Source organism: Sulfitobacter sp. 1A13421, assembly GCF_043557285.1.
Lineage (GTDB): Bacteria > Pseudomonadota > Alphaproteobacteria > Rhodobacterales > Rhodobacteraceae > Sulfitobacter > Sulfitobacter faviae.
Genome location: NZ_JBIFFQ010000026.1, coordinates 1 through 2,009 on the forward strand (window position 1 = coordinate 1; position 2,009 = coordinate 2,009).

Sequence of the window (2,009 nt, forward strand, 5' to 3'; positions counted from 1 at the left end):
TGGGCGAGCCGGAGCATTGGCGCAGGTGGGAAGGCCGCGCCGCCTTCGAGGAGATGGAGAACGTCAGCCTCATGCCCCTTGATGTGACCGATACGGCCTCCGTCTCGCGCCTCGCCGCTGAGATCGGTGGCAAGGTCGACATCCTGATCAACACCGCCCAATTCATCCGCCCCGGCGGGGTGCTGGGCAGTGACACGGTCTTTGCCCGCGAGGGGATGGAGACCAATGTGCTGGGCCTGATGCGCTTGGCGCAGGGCTTTGGCCCCGCGATGGCCGCGCGCACGGCGGATGGGGTCAATGCCGCGGTGGCTTGGGTCAATCTCCTCTCGGTCGGGGCCTTGGCGCCCGAGGCGGGGTTCGGTGGCTTCGATGCCTCCCAAGCGGCGGCGCGGTCGCTCAGCCAGACGATGCGGGCAGAATTTGCCGGATCGGGGCTGCGGGTGATGAATGTCTACACCGGCCCGGTTGATGACGAATGGCACCAACCTCTGCCGCCGCCCAAAGTCGCCCCCCGCGCGCTGGCGCGGACAGTGGTGCGCGGGCTGGTCGACGGGTTGGAAGAGGTCGCATGCGGTGACGTGGCCAAGGACGCGCTGGCCCGCTGGCTGGACGATCCGGCCTTGATGGAACGCGAAACGCGAGGGGGCGGCGCATGAGCGATGCAATCATGACACTGGCCGAAGCACTGGCAAGCGGTGCCGCAAAGGTCGTCGATCTGACCCATAGGCTCGACCCGGACTTCCCGGTCATCGTCCTGCCGCCAGAGTTCGGCCAATGTGCACGGTTCCGGATGGAGGAGGTCTCGGCCTATGATCACCGCGGCCCGGCGTGGAAGTGGCATAATCTCACGCTGAACGAGCACACCGGCACCCATTTCGACGCGCCCATTCACTGGGTCTCGGGCAAGGACGTGGCCCATGGCGCGTTGGATGAAATCCCGCCCGAAGCCTTCATCGGCCCGGTCGTGGTGATCGACTGTTCGGCGGGGGCGGCGCAGAACGACGACTTTGAGCTGACGCCCGAGATCATCCGCGATTGGGAGGCCCAGCACGGGCCGATCCCCGCAGGCGTTTGGGTGTTGATGCGCACCGATTGGTCGAAACGCAGCGGGGCGGATTACCTCAACATGCGCGAGGATGGCGCCCATTCGCCCGGCCCCACCCCCGCCGCCATCGAACTGCTGCTAGAGCGCGGCATTCGCGGCTTTGGCACGGAAACGGTCGGCACCGACGCGGGGCAGGGGATGCATTACGACCCGCCCTTCCCGGCGCATTACCTGCTGCATGGGGCGGGGAGATATGGGCTGCAATGCCTGTGCAACCTCGACCAACTGCCGCCCACCGGGGCCATGCTGATCGCACCGCCGCTTAAGATCAAAGGCGGCACCGGCAGCCCCTTGCGGGTGCTGGCGCTGATACCGGGAGAGAGACAATGACCGAATACACCGCCGTCATCACCGGGGGCAGCAAGGGCATCGGCGCCGATCTGGCGCAGCGGTTGCTGGGGCGAGGCTATCGCGTGATCTCGATCGCGCGGGGCAAGCCGGAATGGGAGGCGGAGGGCTGCGAGCATATCGAAGCCGACCTGCTCGACCCTGCCTCCGTCGCCGCCGTTGCCGCAGATATCGCCGCGCGCCATGAGGTGACCCATCTGGTGCATAACGCGGGGCTGATCTGGCCCAATCTGGTTGAAGAGGCCAAGCCCGACGACATCACCGGCCTTGCGCAACTGCACCTCGGCTCGGCCCTGACGCTGCTGCAAGCCTTCCTGCCCGCGATGAAAGAACGCGGCTTTGGTCGGGTGATGTTCAACGCCTCTCGCGCCGCCTTGGGCGCGCCGACGCGCACGGCCTATTCGGCCTCGAAAGCGGGGATGATCGGCATGGCGCGCACATGGGCGCTGGAGCTTGCACCGCATGGCATCACCGTCAATGTCGTGGCCCCCGGACCGGTGCAGACGGATAACTTCTGGGGCATCATCCCGAAAGAAAGCGAACGCGAAGCGGCACT

3 protein-coding genes are annotated in these 2,009 nt (G+C 66.6%); all 3 read left to right on the forward strand.

What is annotated here, in order from left to right; genetic code table 11:
* The coding region (locus ACGYLI_RS18070; RefSeq protein ID WP_394420174.1) for an SDR family NAD(P)-dependent oxidoreductase at positions 1-656 on the forward strand (656 nt) is incomplete at its 5' end.
* Positions 653-1,435: a cyclase family protein gene (locus ACGYLI_RS18075; RefSeq protein WP_394420175.1), complete on the forward strand. Its 783-nt coding sequence runs from the start codon at positions 653-655 to the stop codon at positions 1,433-1,435. The genes ACGYLI_RS18070 and ACGYLI_RS18075, both read left to right, overlap by 4 nt.
* Positions 1,432-2,009, forward strand: a 578-nt coding sequence (locus ACGYLI_RS18080; RefSeq protein WP_394420176.1) for an SDR family NAD(P)-dependent oxidoreductase, incomplete at its 3' end; no start/stop codon positions are given. The genes ACGYLI_RS18075 and ACGYLI_RS18080, both read left to right, overlap by 4 nt.

What these genes read in the sequence shown, in the direction of transcription:
- ACGYLI_RS18075 (WP_394420175.1), top strand. Translation starts at nt 653, where the DNA reads ATGAGCGATGCAATCATGACACTGGCCGAAGCACTGGCAAGCGGTGCC.